The following is a 15,640-nucleotide window of genomic DNA, read 5'->3' as shown; positions in this document are numbered from 1 at the left end:
AAACGTTCCCGGTTTGCGATCGCGCGAGCATGGCCCTTCTCCGCCCGCTTTGCAACGAGGATGCCCGGGTGCGGTGAAGGTCTGGTAAAATCCGTTCAAAATATCGTGGAAACGTTTCCAGCTTTCCTGTAGGGATTGGAAAAATGGAGATTGGGAGGAGCCAGTGTCCCAAATGAGCGAAATGGATATCCTTCCGCGCGAACTCGTGCGGCTTGATGCGGTGGTGGCGGACAAGGCGGATGCGATCCGTCAGGCGGCGGCGCTGCTCACGGCGGCGGGCTGTGTCCGCTCCGGTTTCGACGACAGCATGACGCGGCGCGAGGCGGCATCGAACACCTACCTCGGCAAGGGGATCGCGATCCCCCATGGCATGGTCGAGGACCGCGACATGATCCTGCGCGACGGCATCGCGGTGTTGCAGGTCCGCGGCGGGGTCGAATGGAACGCCGGGCAGCGGGCGCAACTGGTGGTGGCGATCGCGGCGCGTTCGGACGCGCATATCGGCATCCTGCGCCGCCTGACGCGGCTGTTGCAGGACGAAGAGCGGATCGCTTCGCTGCTGGTCACCGACGACACCGGCGCGGTCATCGCCGCGCTGAGCGGCGCCACGCCCGAGGCGGCGGATGCCCCGGCGACCGATCTGGCGCAGGGGTTCGAGTGGGTGGTGGATTACCCGAACGGGCTGCACGCCCGCCCCGCCACCGAATGGGCCGAGACCGCGCGCCGTTTCGCGTCGCGGATCCGGGTGCGCCATGGCGCCGAGGCGGCGGATGCGCGCAGCATGATTTCGCTGCTGCAACTGGGCCTGAAGGCGGGCGAGACGATCACCGTTTCGGCAGAGGGTCCGGACGCGGCGGATGCGCTCTCGACGCTGAAGGTCGTGCTGTCCGGGCTGAGCGCGCGCGAAAAGGCCGAGGCCCGCAAGGCCGAGGAAAAACGCGCCGCTTCGGCCGGTGCCGGGGGCTGGGTGCCGCCCGGTTCGCCCGAGGTGGTCGAGGGGGTTTCGGCTTCGCCGGGCCTTGCCATCGGGCAGTTGCACCGGATGGTGGCCGGTCCGGTCGAAATCCCGGATGCGCCGGTCGACCTTGCGACGGCGGCGGATCAGTTGCACGGGGCGCTGGCCCGGGCGCGCGAACAGTTGCGCGCGCTGGCCGATGACACCGCCCGCCGTCTGGGCGAGGCCGATGCCGGGATCTTCCGCGCGCAGGCCGAATTGCTGAACGATCCGGGGCTGATCACGCTGGCCTCGCAGAAGCTGGTGGCGGGGCATGGGCTGGCCTGGTCCTGGAACGCGGCGGTCGAGGAGACGGCGAACCAGTTGATGGCGGTGGGCAATGCGGTGCTGGCCGGGCGGGCGACGGACCTGCGCGACGTCGGCCACCGGGTGCTGGCGCTGATCGACCCGGAACTGTCGCGTCCCGCTCCGGCGGAGGTTCCGGTGGGCACGATCCTGATCGCCGACGACCTGACGCCGACCGATACCGCGGGGCTCGATCCGGAGCGTATCGCCGGGCTGGTGACGGCGCAGGGCGGGCCGACCTCGCACACCGCGATTCTGGCGCGCACGCTGGGCCTGCCTGCGGTGGTGGGCGCGGGGGCGGCGCTGGCGCGGCTGGCGGAGGATAGCGCGGCGATCATCGACGGCACCTCGGGGCGGCTGTATCTGTCGCCGTCTGAGGCCGATCTGGCATCCGCGCGCGATTTCATCGCCGTCGAGGCAGAACGCCGCGCCAAGGCCGCCGAGGCGCGTGCCCTTCCGGCGACCACGCGCGACGGGCATCGGGTGGCGATCGGGGCGAATATCAACCTCGCCGAACAGGCGGCCTTTGCGCTCGAACAGGGCGCCGAGGGTGTCGGCCTGATGCGGACCGAATTCCTGTTCCTCGAACGCGGCGACAGCCCGACCGAGGAGGACCAGTACCGCGCCTATTCCGCCATGTCGCAGGCGATGGGCGGGCGGCAACTGGTGATCCGGGCGCTGGACATCGGCGGCGACAAGCAGGTCAGCTATCTGGACCTGCCGCGCGAGGAAAACCCGTTCCTCGGTGTGCGGGGCGCGCGGCTGCTGCTGCGCCGGCCGGAACTGCTGGTGCCGCAGCTGCGCGCGCTCTATCGCGCGGCAAAGGACGGGGCCGATATTTCGGTGATGTTCCCGATGATCACCTCGGCGGCGGAACTGCTCGCGCTGCGCGAGACCTGCGGCCGGATCCGCGAGGATATCGGTGCGCCGGAGGTGCCGCTCGGCATCATGATCGAGGTGCCTTCCGCCGCGCTGCTGGCGGAGGAACTGGCGCGGCATGCCGATTTCTTCTCGATCGGCACCAATGACCTGACGCAATACACGCTGGCGATCGACCGGCAGAACCCGGTTCTGGCGCCCGAGGCGGACAGCCTGCATCCGGCGGTGCTGCGGCTGATCGAACGCACGGTGGCGGGCGCGCATGCGCATGGCCGCTGGGTCGGTGTCTGCGGCGGGATCGCGGGCGATGCCTTTGGCGCCGCGCTGCTGGCGGGGATCGGGGTTGACGAGCTGTCGATGACGCCGCGCGACATTCCGGCGGTGAAGGACACGCTGCGCCATGCCGATCTGACGGGGCTACAGGCGCTTGCGGCGCGGGCGCTGGCCTGCCCGGATGCGGCTTCGGTGCGGGCGATGGCGGCGGAGGTGCGGGCATGATCCATACCATTTGCCTCAACCCCGCCATCGACCAGACCGTGGGGCTGGCCGAACTGGTTCCGGGCGAGGTGCTGCGCGCGGATTTCGTGCGGCTGGATCCGGGCGGCAAGGCGGTGAACGTGGCCTCGGTGCTGGCCGATTGGGGCCTGCCGGTGACGGTGCACGGGCTGCTGGGCGCCGATAATGCCGATGGGTTCGAGGCGCTGTTCACCCGCAAGGGCATCGCCGATGCGATGATCCGGATGCCGGGCGCGACGCGGACCAATATCAAGATCCTGGAAACCGGCGGGCGCACGACGGATGTGAACCTGCCGGGCTTTGCCGCCGATGCGGCGGCTGCGGATGCGGTGCGGGCCGGGCTGAATGCGGTGACGGGGCTGGCCGTGGTTTCGGGCAGCCAGCCCGCGGGCCTTCCGGCCGATACCACGGCGCGGATCGTGGCGGATCTGGCGGGGCAGGGCGCGCGGGTGGTGCTTGATGTCAGCGGCGCGCCGCTGACCGAGGCGCTGAGCGCGCCGGTTCTGCCCTATGCGGTCAAGCCGAACCGGCATGAACTCGAAGCCTTCGCCGGGCGGTCGCTCGCGGATCGGGCGGAGCTGGTGGCGGTGGCGCGGGATCTGCTCGCGCGCGGGATCGGGCTGGTGGTCGTGTCGCTCGGGACCGAGGGGGCGGTGTTCCTTTCGGCCGAGGGCGGGGTGCAGGTGCGTCCGCTTGCGCTCGCGACCGGCAGCACGGTGGGCGCGGGCGATGCGATGGTCGCGGGGATCACCGCCGGCCTGTCCGAGGGCCTGCCGCTCGCGGATCTCGCGCGCCGGGCCACGGCCTTCGCGGCGGGCAAGCTGCGCAATGCGGGCCCCCATCTGCCGCCGAAGGCAGAGGTGGAGGCGCTGGCGCAACAGGTCGCGCTGTGCCCGGTGGAAGCATGGATGGCCGGGCACTGACCCCGGGAGGAGGAAGGCATGACGAAATACATTGCCGTGGTCGGGGCCGGGGAACTGGGCACCCATGCGGTTCTGGCCGGAGAGGCGCTGAAGACGGCGGCGAAGACGCTTGGCTGGCCGCTGGCCGTGGAAGTGGAGACGGAGACGGGCGTGCTGGAGCCGCTCGACCCCGCCGCCATCGACAGCGCCGAGGCGGTGCTGCTGGTGGGCGATGTGAGCGACGCGCGCTTTGGTGCGCTGCGGCAGGTGCGGGTGCCGGTGACGGATGTGCTGCATGACGCGGGCGCGGCGCTCGCGGGCCTGTCCGGGGCGGCCACGGCGCCGGCGGCCGGGCTGAAGATCGTGGCGATCACCTCCTGTCCCACCGGCATCGCGCATACCTTCATGGCGGCCGAAGGGTTGCAGGAGGGCGCGCGGGCGCTTGGCCATCAGATCCGGGTCGAGACGCAGGGTTCGGTCGGTGCGCAGGACGCGCTGACGCCCGAGGAAATCGCCGCCGCCGATCTGGTCATCATCGCCGCCGACAAACAGGTGGAACTGGGCCGGTTCGCGGGCAAGAAGGTCTATTCGGGGCCGACCAAGCCCGCCATCAACGACGGCGCCGCGCTGATCCGCAAGGCGCAGGCCGAGGCGACCGTGCAGGGCGCTGTGGCGGAAGCCACCGAGGCCGCAGCGCCGCAGCGGGTGGGCGTTTATAAACACCTGATGACCGGCGTGTCCTTCATGCTGCCCTTCGTGGTGGCGGGAGGGCTGCTGATCGCCATCGCCTTCGCGCTTGGCGGGATCTATGTCTTCGAAGACCAATATGCCGGGACGCTGGGGCACACCCTGTTCCAGATCGGTTCCAAGGGCGCGATGACGCTGATGGTGCCCGCGCTGGCGGGCTATATCGCCTATTCCATCGTCGACCGGCCCGGCATCGCCCCCGGCATGACGGGGGGCGTGATCGCGACGACCATCGGCGCCGGGTTCCTGGGCGGGATTCTGGCCGGGTTCATCGCGGGCTATGGCGTTCTGCTCCTGAACAAGTGGATCAAGCTGCCGAAGACCCTGCAAGGGCTGAAGCCGGTGCTGATCCTGCCACTGCTGGGCACGGCGCTGACCGGGCTGCTGATGTATTACATCGTCGGCACGCCGACGGCGAAGATCCTGGCGGCGATGACGGCCTATCTGCAAGGGATGCAGGGGTCTTCGGCGGCGATCCTCGGGCTGCTGCTGGGCGGGATGATGGCGATCGACATGGGCGGGCCGATCAACAAGGCGGCCTATGCCTTTGGCACCACGCTGATCGCCGCGAATGTGACCGAGCCGATGGCTGCGGTGATGTGCGGCGGCATGACCCCGCCTCTGGCGCTGGCGATCGCGACGCGGCTCTTCGCCTCGCGCTTCACGGCCGAGGAGCGGGAGGCGGGCAACTCCGCCTTCGTGCTGGGCCTCGCCTTCGTCACCGAGGGCGCGATCCCCTTCGCCGCGCGCGATCCGCTGCGGGTGATCCCGGCGCTGGCGGTGGGTTCGGCGGTCGCGGGCGCGATCTGCATGGCGACGGGCGTGCAAATGCGGGTGCCGCATGGCGGGGTCTTCGTGCTGCCGATCCCGAATGCGGTGGGCAACCTCGGCGGCTTCGTGATCGCGTTGCTGGTGGGTACGGCGGTTTCGGTCGTGGCGCTCGGGCTGGCGAAACGGCGGATCGACGCCCCGGCCCCTGCCGCGGCCTGACTAGGGGGCGCAGCGCTCCGCCTGCCACAGGTGGAGCGGCGCGCCCGGCTCGGCACCGACTTCCTGACATCGGCCCTCCGCGCAGAGGGTCCAGCCGCCCCCGGTCATGCCGGAGGCGGCTAAATATATGTCGCGCTGCGGCGGCAGGGTGGGGCGGTAGGTCCAGCCGCCCGCGACCCGCTCGGCGCCCTCGGGCAGTTCCATCCCGGCGCCGGGGCCCTGGACGAAGGCCCGGACCGGGCGCAGGCCCTCCGGTCCGGCCTGCCAGACCTCTTCCCAGCGGGTATGGGCGACGGAATGCGACCAGGCCAGAGTGAACTCCGGCCCGGTCAGTGCAAGCAGCGCGGCGCCGGTGGCAAGGCAGATCATGCCGCCCCGACCGGCCCGCGCGAGGCGCCGCCCCGCTGGCGCAGCCAGTGGATCAGCACGAGGGCCACCGCCATCGCGATCCCGGCGAGGTCGGTGGCAAGGCTCGGCAGGACGAGGGTGATCCCGCCCGCCAGCGCCAGCGCCCGCTCGAACCAGGTCGCCCGGCCGATCAGCCAGCCGACCACGGCGATCCCCCACAGGCCCACGGCCAGCGCGGCCTTCAGCGTGACGAAGGCGACCTCGGCCCAGTAGCCCACATTCTCGGCGAAGAAGCTGCCGGGGGCGGCGTCTTGCAACATCAGGGCCGGGGAGTAGACCGCGATGAACGGCATGACGAAGCCCGCGATCGCCAGCTTCGTCGCGTCGATGGAGATCCGCAGGCCGGAGACCCGGGCCATCGGCGCCGCCGCGAAACAGGCCAGTGCGACCGGCGGCGTCAGATCCGCCATGATGCCGAAGTAGAACACGAACATATGGCTGACCAGCAGCGGCACGCCCAACTGTTCCAGCGCCGGACCCGCGAGCGACGAGGTGATGATGTAGTTCGGGATCGTCGGGATCCCCATGCCCAGAACCAGGCAGGTGATCATCACCAGAACCAGCGACAGGAACAGGTTGTTCTCGCCGATCTTCAGCACCACGCCGATGAAGGTGGAGGCGATGCCGGTCAGCGTCATTGTGCCGATCACGATGCCGACGATGGCGCAGGCGGCGGCCACCGGGAGCGCGTTGCGCGCGCCGAGCGCAAGGCTGTCGCGTACGATCACCAGCGCGTGCCGCCCGCCCTTGACCACGAAACAGGCGACCAGCAGCACGCCGATGACGATGAACAGCAGGTTCACCCCGTATTTCAGGAAGGCGGCGGAGGCGAGCCCGACCGAGACCCAGAACGCCACCCGGAAGGCGAAGGGCCCGATGGAGGCGGCGATGGCCGTGCCCAGGATCAGCACCACCACCAGCGCCAGCCCCATCGACCCTGCGAAGATCGGCGTGTAATCCGCGAACAGCAGGTAGACCAACGCACCGAGCGGGATCAGCAGGCCCCATTGCTTCTTGATCGCCTGCCACGGGCTGGGCAACTGGTCCTTCGGCAGGCCGAGCAGGCCCAGCTTGCCGGATTCCAGATAGACGCTCCAGAAGCAGGTGGCGAAATACATGATCGCCGGGATGATGGCGGCGCGCACCACATCGCCATAGGGAATGCCCAGCGTTTCGGCCATGATGAAGGCGACGGCGCCCATGATCGGCGGCATGATCTGCCCGCCCATCGACGAGGTGGCCTCGATCCCGCCCGCGAAACTGGCGCGGAAGCCGGATTTCTTCATCAGCGGGATCGTAAACTGCCCCGAGGCCACCACATTGGCCACGCCCGAACCCGATACCGTCCCCATCAGCGCGGAGGACAGCGTGCAGACCTGCGCCGCCCCGCCGCGCCAGTGGCCGACAAGCCCGAGCGCCACGTCGTTGAACAGATCCAGCATCCCCGCGCGTTCCAGAAACGCCGCGAAGACCACGAAGATGAAGATATAGGCCGAGGAGACATAAATCGGCGAGCCGTAGATCCCTTCGGTCCCGAAGCCGAAATGCTCGATCAGCATCTCGGCGTCATAGCCGCGGTGGCCGAAGATGCCGGGCAGGTGCTGGCCGAAGGCGCAATAGGCCAGGAAGGCGCCCGCGATGATCACCAGCGGCCAGCCCATCAGCCGCCGCGCCAGCCAGAACACCAGCGCGATCAGCAGCGCGCCCATCGTCAGGTCGGTGGCGGTCAGGAAATTCGACCGCATGATGATGTCCTTGTAGAACACCCAGTTGTAAAGACCCGTGCCGAAGCCGAGAAGCGCGAGGATCCAGTAGAACACCTTGCCCGCGCGGCTGCGGGTCAGCAGGTTGGCGATCAGCGCGAAGCCCAGCAGCAGCAGGAACCCCACATGCATCGCCCGCACGATCTGGCTGGGCAATGTGCCATAGGAGGCGACCCAGATCTGAAACAGGGAAAAGGTGAAGGCGATCCAGTAGGTTATGGTTCCGGTCCAGCCGTCGCCGAAGCCGGAGGGCAGGCCCTCGATCTGCTCTTCGGCATTGTGGTGGCTGTCGGACAGGCTGATCTGATCGGTCACTTGGGCAATCCTTGGCGAAGGGCTGTATTCCCCGCCGGGCTAGGCGCCCGGCGGGCGGGCCTTATTTCAGCACACCGATTTCGCGGTAGTAGCGTTCGGCGCCCGGATGCAGCGGGATCGGCAGGTTCGCGACCGCATTGGCCGGATCGAGCGCCGAGGCGGCGTTATGGGCGGAGACCAGCTTGCTCTTGTTCTCGAACATCAGCTTCGTCATCAGATAGACGGTTTCCTCGGGCACCGCCTCGGAGGTGACGAGGATATTGGTCACCGCCGCGGTCATGACGTCGGTGTCCTGGCCTTCGTAGGTGCCCGCCGGGATCACCACCGATTTGAACGGCGGGCCGATCTTCTCCACCACTTCGGCGGGGATTTCGACGATGTTGATGCCGTGGGTGGTTGCCAGATCCTTGATGAAGGCCGCGCCGAGGCCCGAGCTTTGCAGCGTCGATTCAAGCTGGCGGTTCTTGATCAGTTCGGCCGATTCCGAATAGGGCAGGTATTCGAGCCGCCCCACATCGTCATAGCTCATCCCGGCGGCGGCGAAGATTTCGCGCGCGTTGAGTTCGGTGCCCGAAGCGGGCGCGCCGACGGAAATCGAGCGGCCCTTCAGATCGGCGAGCGTCTTGATCCCCGACGACCCCTCGGCGATGATCTGGATGTAATTGTCGTAGAAACCGCCGATCGCGCGCAGGTTCTTCAGCTCGCGCTTGAAGCCCGCTTCGGTATTGCCCTCCCAGGCCGCGACGACCGAATCCCCGATCGAAAAGGCGACCTCACCCCGGCCCGCGGCCAGCAGGTTGAGGTTCTCGACCGACGCCTTCGTGGCCTGCACCTGCGTGCGCGCGCCGGGGATGCCCTCGGCATAAAGCTCCGACAGCGCCACGCCGAGCGGATAATACACCCCCGAGGTGCCGCCGGTCAGCACGTTGATGAACTCGGCCCGCGCATCGGTCGCGGCACTCAGGCCGGCAACGCCAAGCGCGGCCCCAGCGAGAAACTGGAACATTCTGGACATGATGGATCCTCCCGATCTTGTGATCCCCAAGATGGAATCCCGGCGGCACGGAGGGAAAGCGTTTTTCTTTTCTGCGAATTCTCGCGGCGGTGTGGATGAAAACCGTCTGTTTTCAGGGCGATAGGCGGATGCCTGTGCGGCCGGACCCTGGCGGATTCTTGCCAGAAACCGGCACCGGGCAAAAATCCGCCAGCGTTTCAGCCCTGCCGCAATCCGTAACGGGCGATCTTTTCGTTCAGGGTGCGGCGCGGCACGCCCAGCCTTTCCGCCGTTTCGGCGGAGGAGCCGCCGCAGCGGGCCAGCATCTCGGAGATGATCCGCGCCTCGAAGGCCGCGACGCGCTGCGACAGCGGCAGGTGTTCATCGGCCTCCTGCGCCGCATCGGCCACCGGGCCGGGCCTGTCCGCTCCGGCCAGCCCGAGGACATGGCGCTCGGCCACGGCGTGAAGCTGTGCGAGGTTGCCGGGCCAGGGCCGGGCGCGCAGCGCGGCGAGTTCGGCGGGCCCCGGATCGGGCGCCGGGCGGCGGAACCGGCGGGCGGCTTCGTGCAGGTACTGGACGTAAAGCAGCGGCACGTCCTCTGGCCGCTCGGCCAGCGTCGGCATCCGCAGCCGCGCACCCTCCAGCCGGAAATAGAGATCCTGCCGGAACTGCCCCGTCCGCATCAGCGCCTCCGGATCCTCCGAACTGCTGGCGATCAGCCGGACATCCACCGCATGGGGCCTTGTGCCGCCGATCCGGGTCACGCTGCGGTCGTGCAGCGCGCGGAACAGCCGGGCCTGAATCGCGGCGGAAAGCGCATGGATTTCCGCGAGGTAGAGCGTACCGCCCTGAACGAATTCCAGCAGGCTCCGCCGCTCGCCGCCACTGCCCGGAAGGGCGCCGCGCTCATGGCCGAAGAGTTCGGCCAGCATCGCCTCTTCGGAAATCGCGGCACAGTCGAGCGCGGCGAAGGGCCGCCGCGCCCGGCGCGAGCTTTCATGGATCAGCCGCGCCAGGAGTTCCCGCCCCGTCCCCGGCGGCCCGGAAATCAGCAGATCGACCGGCACATCGGCCAGTTGCAGAACGGATTCGCGCAGCTGCCGCACGAGGGGCGAAACCCCGGGGATCGCCGCCTCCACCCGCTCGCGGCGGTTCTGCGGCGTGCGAACCTGCGCCAGTTCGCGCCGCAGCCGCCGCCATTCGACCGCCCGGTCCAGCACGGCGACCAGATATTCCGCCAGATAGGGCTTTTCGACGAAATCATGCGCGCCGTCGCGCATCGCGCCCACGGCCTCGGGCACATCGGCATGGGCCGACATCAGGATCACCGGCAGATCCGGGTCGCGTCCGCGCAGCGCCGCCATCAGCCGGTCCCCCGGCAGGTCGGGCATGCGCAGATCGGTCAGCACCACGTCGAACGCCGCCGGGTCGATCGCGTCGAGCGCCCGCAGCGGCGCGTCCCATGTCGCGACCTCGAACCCCGACGCCTCTAGCCAGTCCTGCGCGGCGGCGCAAAGGTCCGGTTCGTCGTCGATAAAGGCGATGCGGCCACGGCTCATGCGGGTTCCTCCGGTGCGGGCAGGGTGACGATGGCGGAGGTGCCCCGTCCCTCCGGCCCCGGCGCATAGCGCAGGCTGCCTCTCATCTGTTCCAGCAGCGACTGGACGATGTAAAGGCCAAGGCCCATCCCCTCCGCGCCGCGGGTGGTGAAGAACGGCTCGCGCACGGTGTCGTGCAGCGCCTCGGGCAGGCCGGGGCCGGTGTCGGTGATGGTGATCTCGACCACGCCGCCCGCGCGCGCCGCGGAAACCCGGACCGCGCGCGGGGCCGGGGCGCGGGCCGCCGCCTCCACCCCGTTCAGCATCAGATTGGTCAGCACCTGTTCCAGACGCGGCGCATCGCCGATCAGGGGCGGCAGGTCGCCCACCGGCAGGGTCAGCTCCACCCCGGTGTCGCGCGCGCTCGGCCGCACCAGTTCGGCGGCGGTCTGGATCACCGGGGCGAGCGCAACGGGCACCAGCGCCACCGGCACCTGACGGCTGCCGAAGCCGCGCAGCCGCGCGACCACGCCCTGCAACCGCCGCAGCATCGCCCGCGCCCGGTCGAGCGCCGTGGCCAGCCGCGCGGCATCGCCCGAACGGCCATGCAGCCCCGCCGCCGCCAGATTGTTGTCGAGAGCGGAAAGCGACTGCCCGACCTCATGCACGATGGCGGCGGACATCCGGCCCAGCACGGCGAGTTTCGCCGCATGGATCAGGCTTTCCTGCGTGTGAAGCAGCTTTTCTTCGGTGCGGCGGCGCTCCTCGATCTCCTGCGCGAGCGCGCGGGTGCGTTCCTCGACCCGCGCCTCCAGCCGGTCCGCCTCGTCGAGCCGCAGCCGCAGGATCTGCCGCCGCTGCCGCAGCGCGACCGTGAGAACCGCCAGCAGCGCCCCCGCCGCCCCCGCGAAAACCGCCGCCAGCACCGCCTGATCGCGCACCGGCGCGAGCGGCAGCGCCACCGCCAGCCGCCAATCCGTGCCCGCCACCGGCCCGAGCCGCAGCCGCATCGCGCCGCCTGCGGAGGTCAGTCGGTCGCCCCGGATCGGCAGGGGCCGCGCCCCCTCCAGCGCCAGCCCGGCATAGCGTCTTTCCGCCGTCAGCCGCGCGATGGTCTGCGGCGGCAGCGCCGCCAGCGGCCGGAAGCGCCATTCCGGAACGGCCGACAGGAACACCATTCCCTCGGCATCGACGACGAAGGTCGTCTCCCCCGCCCGGGTCCAGGCGGATTCGAGTTGGGTGAATTCCATCTTCACCACCGACACCCCGCGCGGCGCGGAAGCCGGGCCGATCCGCGCCGAAAGAAAGGCCCCGGGGCGGCCGGTGGTGATGCCGATGGCGTAGTAATAGGCCTCGCCCGCCGCGATCGCCTCGCGGAAATAGGGGCGGAAGCCGTAGTCGAACCCCACGAAACTGCCCGGCTCGTTCCAGTTCGACGCCGCGATGGTCACCCCGTCCGTCCCGATCAGATAGGCTTCGTCGGCATCGGTCAGGTCGCGCGCGCGCCGCAGGTAGTCATTCGCGGCGCCCAGCCGGTCCGGGTCGCGCGGGGCATCCAGCGCCTGCCACAGACGGCTGTCCTCCCCCAGCACGCGCGGCAGGTGGCGCAGCCGGGCGACCTCCGCCGCGAGGACATGCGCGGTGATCGAGAAGCGGTCCTCCAACTGCCGGTCAAGCCGTGCCAGCGCCCATTGCTGCGTCGCCATGCCGGACAGCCCCGCAACGGCCAGCACGGCGAGCACCGCTGCGAGCAGCCGCCCGGCCCCCGCTGCCGTGCCGCGCCCCTGTCCGATGTCGTCTGTCCCGCCCGTCATGCCCGCCATCTTTGCGCATTTCACGGGCAGCGCAAGACTGCGCCCGATCTTTCCGGGCGGCGGGTCAGGGGGCGAGGGTGCCGTCGAAGGCCAGTTCGTAAAGCCGGGCCATTTCCTCGGGCGTGGGGATGCGCGGGTTGTTCGCCGGGGTGCCGGAGGCCAGCCCCTGGCGCACCATCTCCGGGATCAGCGCGTGATAGCGCGCGCGGTCGATGCCGAAACCGGCGGGCGTCGGCACCTCCAGTCGACGGGTCATCGCCGCGAAGGCCGGGACCAGATCCGCCGCGCCAGAAAGGCCAAGCGCCGCCGCCAGCGAGAATTGTGTCACCAGCGGCAGGACCATCGCATTCGACATGCCATGCGGAACGTGGAAGAAGGCGCCGATCGGGCGGCTGAGCCCGTGGATCAGCGCGGTGGAGGTGTTGGAGACCGCGATCCCCGCCTGTGTCGCGCCCAGCATCACCGCTTCGCGCGCCGGGTGGTTCAGCGGCGCGCGCGCGGCGGTTTCCAGATGCCCGCCGATCAGCCGCAGCGCCGACAGCGCCAGCGCATCGGAATGGGGATTGGCATTGCGGTTGACCAGCGCCTCCAGCGCATGGGTCATCGCGTCGATGCCGGTGTCCACCGTCACCCGGAACGGGCAGGTGAGCGTCAGTTCGTAATCCACCACCGCCGCCACCGGCAGCGCGGCGGTGCCGAGGATCAGCATCTTCTCCTGCGCGGCGGTATCGGTCACCACGGCGGCGCGGGTGACCTCCGACCCGGTTCCTGCGGTGGTCGGCACGGCGATCACCGGCATCACCGGAAGATCGACGATCCGGGGCACCTTGAGCGCGCGCAGTGCCTCACCGGTGGCCAGCACGATCGCGGCGGCCTTGGCGGTGTCAATTGCGCTGCCGCCACCAAGCGCAACCAGGGCGTCATGGCGGCCCAGCCGCACCGCGGCCGCGAGGGCGGCGACGGAGGTATCGGTCGGATCCTCGACCACATCGGCGAAGATCGCGGCGCCGAGGGTTTCGGCCAGTGCCTGCGCCGGGCCGAGGCGCAGCATCGCCGGATCCGTCACGAGCAGCGGGCGGGTGGCCGAAAGCGCGGCGAGCAGGTCGCCCAGCCGGTGGCGCACCCCGCCGCCGATCAGGATTTCGCGCGGTTGCAGCAGGCGGATGGCCATCAATGCACCAGGATCTTTGACAGGAAGGAGCGGGCGCGTTCGCTCTGCGGATGGTCGAAGAAGGTCGCGCGGTCGCCGATTTCCACGATCTCGCCGCCGTCCATGAACACGATCCGGTCGGCGACCTTGCGCGCGAAGCCCATCTCATGCGTCACCACCATCATCGTCATCCCGTCCTGCGCCAGCGCCACCATGACATCCAGCACCTCGTTGATCATCTCGGGGTCGAGCGCGGAGGTCGGTTCGTCGAACAGCATCGCATCGGGGTCCATCGCCAGCGCGCGGGCAATGGCGACGCGCTGCTGCTGCCCGCCCGAAAGCTGCCCGGGGTATTTATGCGCATGGGCCGCGAGGCCCACCCGGTCCAGCAATGCGGCGGCCTTGGCGCGGGCCTGATCCGGCGGGCGGCGCAGCACCTTTTCCTGCCCGATACAGAGGTTTTCCGTGATCGTCATATGCGGGAACAGCTCGAAATGCTGGAACACCATGCCGACGCGGGCGCGCAGCCGTGGCAGGTTGGTCTTCGGGTCGGTCACGGTGGCGCCCGCCACGGTGATGCGCCCGCTGTCGACCGGCTCCAGCGCGTTCACGCATTTGATCAGCGTCGATTTTCCCGAACCGGAGGGGCCGCAGATCACCACCACCTCGCCCCGCGCGACGGAAAGCGAGCAATCCTTCAGCACCTGAAACGTCGGCCCATACCATTTGTTGACCGATTGCAGGTCGATGACGCTTTCACCGGGCATGGCGGTCTCCTTACGGATTGGGGGCGGCGCCATAGGCGCGGCCGAAACGGCGTTCGATCCGGCGCTGCACCAGATCCCATGCGGTGGTCATCGCGAGGTAATAGAGCGCCGCGACGACGAAGAGTTCCAGCACCAGAAACCGCTCCTGAATCAGCACCTGCGTGCGGCGCAGCAGTTCCTCCATCGAGATGATCGAGGCGATGGAGGTGGTCTTCAGCACGCTGTTCACCGAATTGCCCAGGGGCGGGATGATGATGCGCAGCGCCTGCGGCGCCACGACATAGCGCATCACCTGCGGTTCGGTCATGCCGATGGCGCGGGCGGCGGCGACCTGTCCCTTTGGCACGGCGGAGATGCCGGCGCGGACGATCTCGGCCAGATAGGCCGCCTCGCACAGCGCCAGGCCGATCAGCGTCGATTGCAGCACGGTGAAGCGGATGCCGATCTGCGGCAGGCCGGTGTAGATGATGATCAACTGCACCAGCAGCGGCGTGCCGCGAAAGATCCAGATGTAGAACGACGCCGGACCCGACAGCACCCGGTGCCGTGACATCCGCATCAGCGCGACGAAGAAGCCGATCACCAGCCCCGCCGAAATCGCGAAGACCGTCAGGCCGAGCGTCACCAGCGCGCCCTGAAACAGGTAGTAATTCGTCAGGTACTCGAAGAAACCTTCCCAGTTCCAGCCTTTCACCGCGGGCGTCCTTCTCAGTTCTTGAGGGGCAGATAGCTCAGGTCGCCCGGCGCGGGGGTGACGCCGTATTGCTCCATCAGCCGGTCGAAGGTGCCGTCGGCCTTCATTTCCTTCAGCGCGTCGGAAACGGCCTGCGCGATTTCGGGCGTCTTCATCGCCAGCGAGCCGGGCGTCGGATACATGCCGGAGAGCGCCTGCCGGAAGTCGCCGCGCTGTTCGTATTGCTTCGCCACCGGGTCGATGGAGACGGCGGCATCGACCTGCCCGGCGCGCAGGGCCTGATAGACGGTGGCGTAGTTGTCGAACAGGCCGATGGTCATTTCCGCCAGCCCGCGCGCCTTGAAATCGGCGTTGTGCTGCTTGATCTTCACTTCGGCATAGCCGCCGATGTCGGTGCTGACTGCCTTCCCCGCAAGGTCATCCGCCGTCTTCACCGTGTCGTCGTCGATCCGGGTGGAGATCGAAATCGCCAGGTTTTCATAGGGGATCATCAGCAGGATCTTGCGCCGCTCCTCGGTCACGAACAGCCCGGCGTCGATCAGATCCCAGCGGCCGCCCTGTAGCCCCGGCACCATCGCGGCATATTCGATGCTGATATATTCGGGCGTCAGGCAGAGCCGCTTCGCGACCTCGGCCCCAAGCTCGATCCGCAGCCCCTTCAGGTTGCCCTGCGCATCGGCATAGGCCATCGGCGGCAGGGTCGGGCTGGTCGCCATCAGCAGATGGCCCGGCTTGACCAGGAATTCATCGGCGATCCGCGGCGCGCAGCCCTGCGCCTGCGCCGCCGTGCCCAGACCGGCCAGCATCATCGCGAACACGGCGGCCCGGCCGTGATCCCACATTTGCGTCATCCGCACCCC

The 15,640-nt window shown here is 69.1% G+C and carries 12 protein-coding genes; 3 read left to right on the top strand and 9 right to left on the bottom strand.

Features of this window, described 5'->3' with window-relative positions; genetic code table 11:
- The first annotated feature begins 172 nt into the window (after positions 1–172).
- From ptsP to QM789_RS06835, 3 genes are read left to right on the top strand one after another with little or no spacing between them, the layout of a single operon-like run.
- Positions 173–2,677, top strand: a complete 2,505-nt coding sequence (gene ptsP, locus QM789_RS06845; RefSeq protein WP_420351211.1) for a phosphoenolpyruvate--protein phosphotransferase — start codon at positions 173–175, stop codon at positions 2,675–2,677.
- Complete coding sequence (locus QM789_RS06840; protein ID WP_420351210.1) at positions 2,674–3,618, top strand: 1-phosphofructokinase family hexose kinase; 945 nt, start codon at positions 2,674–2,676, stop codon at positions 3,616–3,618. Before ptsP ends, QM789_RS06840 begins: the two co-directional genes overlap by 4 nt.
- Before the next feature lie 18 nt (positions 3,619–3,636).
- Positions 3,637–5,334: a fructose-specific PTS transporter subunit EIIC gene (locus tag QM789_RS06835; protein ID WP_420351209.1), complete on the top strand. Its 1,698-nt coding sequence runs from the start codon at positions 3,637–3,639 to the stop codon at positions 5,332–5,334.
- Here the strand turns inward: QM789_RS06835 and QM789_RS06830 are convergent, their stop codons facing one another.
- The 9 genes from QM789_RS06830 to QM789_RS06790 form a co-directional block, all read right to left on the bottom strand.
- On the bottom strand, positions 5,335–5,703 hold the full coding sequence (locus tag QM789_RS06830; RefSeq protein ID WP_420351208.1) for a DUF1850 domain-containing protein: 369 nt from the start codon (positions 5,701–5,703) through the stop codon (positions 5,335–5,337). It lies immediately after the preceding gene.
- Positions 5,700–7,820 carry a TRAP transporter permease gene (locus QM789_RS06825; protein WP_420351207.1) on the bottom strand — a complete coding sequence of 707 codons (2,121 nt, stop codon included), beginning with the start codon at positions 7,818–7,820 and terminating at the stop codon, positions 5,700–5,702. The genes QM789_RS06830 and QM789_RS06825 overlap by 4 nt, the downstream gene beginning before the upstream one ends.
- A 61-nt stretch (positions 7,821–7,881) precedes the next feature.
- Entirely contained in the window at positions 7,882–8,835 is a 954-nt protein-coding gene (locus QM789_RS06820; RefSeq protein WP_420351206.1) for a TAXI family TRAP transporter solute-binding subunit, read from the bottom strand.
- 197 nt (positions 8,836–9,032) lie between these two features.
- A complete protein-coding gene (locus QM789_RS06815) occupies positions 9,033–10,376 on the bottom strand; it encodes a sigma-54-dependent transcriptional regulator (RefSeq protein WP_420351205.1) in 1,344 nt (447 codons plus the stop codon).
- Positions 10,373–12,169 (bottom strand): sensor histidine kinase, encoded by a 1,797-nt coding sequence (locus tag QM789_RS06810; protein WP_420351204.1) that lies wholly within the window; start codon positions 12,167–12,169, stop codon positions 10,373–10,375. Before QM789_RS06810 ends, QM789_RS06815 begins: the two co-directional genes overlap by 4 nt.
- 64 nt (positions 12,170–12,233) lie before the next feature.
- Positions 12,234–13,340 carry an iron-containing alcohol dehydrogenase gene (locus tag QM789_RS06805; protein ID WP_420351203.1) on the bottom strand — a complete coding sequence of 369 codons (1,107 nt, stop codon included), beginning with the start codon at positions 13,338–13,340 and terminating at the stop codon, positions 12,234–12,236.
- A complete protein-coding gene (locus tag QM789_RS06800; RefSeq protein ID WP_420351202.1) occupies positions 13,340–14,086 on the bottom strand; it encodes an amino acid ABC transporter ATP-binding protein in 747 nt (248 codons plus the stop codon). Before QM789_RS06800 ends, QM789_RS06805 begins: the two co-directional genes overlap by 1 nt.
- Before the next feature lie 10 nt (positions 14,087–14,096).
- Positions 14,097–14,780, bottom strand: a complete 684-nt coding sequence (locus tag QM789_RS06795; RefSeq protein WP_420351201.1) for an amino acid ABC transporter permease — start codon at positions 14,778–14,780, stop codon at positions 14,097–14,099.
- Positions 14,781–14,794: 14 nt separating this feature from the next.
- Positions 14,795–15,631, bottom strand: coding sequence for a transporter substrate-binding domain-containing protein (locus QM789_RS06790; protein ID WP_420351200.1), 837 nt, complete (start codon positions 15,629–15,631; stop codon positions 14,795–14,797).
- Positions 15,632–15,640: the final 9 nt, after the last annotated feature.

This window comes from Paenirhodobacter sp., from assembly GCF_047600745.1.
Taxonomy (GTDB): Bacteria; Pseudomonadota; Alphaproteobacteria; order Rhodobacterales; family Rhodobacteraceae; genus Rhodobacter.
This window is presented reverse-complemented; position numbering and strand designations above follow the sequence as displayed.

Bases quoted from the DNA above. Each gene is read 5' to 3' on its own strand.
- QM789_RS06790 (WP_420351200.1), bottom strand. From the start codon at position 15,631: ATGACGCAAATGTGGGATCACGGCCGGGCCGCCGTGTTCGCGATGATG.
- QM789_RS06835 (WP_420351209.1), top strand. From the start codon at position 3,637: ATGACGAAATACATTGCCGTGGTCGGGGCCGGGGAACTGGGCACCCAT.
- QM789_RS06800 (WP_420351202.1), bottom strand. From the start codon at position 14,086: ATGCCCGGTGAAAGCGTCATCGACCTGCAATCGGTCAACAAATGGTAT.
- QM789_RS06840 (WP_420351210.1), top strand. From the start codon at position 2,674: ATGATCCATACCATTTGCCTCAACCCCGCCATCGACCAGACCGTGGGG.
- QM789_RS06810 (WP_420351204.1), bottom strand. From the start codon at position 12,169: ATGACGGGCGGGACAGACGACATCGGACAGGGGCGCGGCACGGCAGCG.
- QM789_RS06805 (WP_420351203.1), bottom strand. From the start codon at position 13,340: ATGGCCATCCGCCTGCTGCAACCGCGCGAAATCCTGATCGGCGGCGGG.
- QM789_RS06815 (WP_420351205.1), bottom strand. From the start codon at position 10,376: ATGAGCCGTGGCCGCATCGCCTTTATCGACGACGAACCGGACCTTTGC.
- ptsP (WP_420351211.1), top strand. From the start codon at position 173: ATGAGCGAAATGGATATCCTTCCGCGCGAACTCGTGCGGCTTGATGCG.
- QM789_RS06820 (WP_420351206.1), bottom strand. From the start codon at position 8,835: ATGTCCAGAATGTTCCAGTTTCTCGCTGGGGCCGCGCTTGGCGTTGCC.
- QM789_RS06830 (WP_420351208.1), bottom strand. From the start codon at position 5,703: ATGATCTGCCTTGCCACCGGCGCCGCGCTGCTTGCACTGACCGGGCCG.